Raw genomic sequence first — 422 nt, forward strand, 5'->3', positions numbered from 1 at the left:
TTTTTCTTAGCGAGTTTCTGGATTTCTACATCTGTGAAGAGCTTATTATCTACGTCATAAGCAGCGACCACATGGGCTCCAGCCCGTTTGCGTTTTGGAGATTTGGTCCGGAGGAAGTCGTCGCTGTCCTTGTTAAAGGGTTCGAGATGCAGAGTGGAGCCATCAATGGCATACGTCGGGTAAAGATACTTGCGATCCTCAAAGGCACCTGTAAGGAGCAGTCTGCTCATGACCTGCTCAAAGATGTCCTTAAAGAAGTCGGAACGGAGCTTGCTTCTAGCTTCGCTCAGTGCTTAATTGGCAAACTGGTTTTCTTCACAGAAGCCTGCATAAGAGGCAAGCTGGATCGGGAGATTCGTGCTCTGCATGGAGAAGATAAAGTCGACCAGCTTATCCAGAGGCAGCTTTTGGGTGTCACGACA

The 422-nt window shown here is 48.6% G+C and carries 1 protein-coding gene; it reads right to left on the minus strand.

Going from position 1 to position 422, the window contains the following annotated elements:
* A partial coding sequence (locus Afil_RS10745; RefSeq protein ID WP_230268549.1) for a hypothetical protein occupies positions 1-230 on the minus strand: 230 nt, incomplete at its 3' end.
* Positions 231-422 lie beyond the last annotated feature (192 nt).

Source organism: Allobaculum fili, from assembly GCF_020969955.1.
Lineage (GTDB): Bacteria > Bacillota_I > Bacilli_A > Erysipelotrichales > Erysipelotrichaceae > Allobaculum > Allobaculum fili.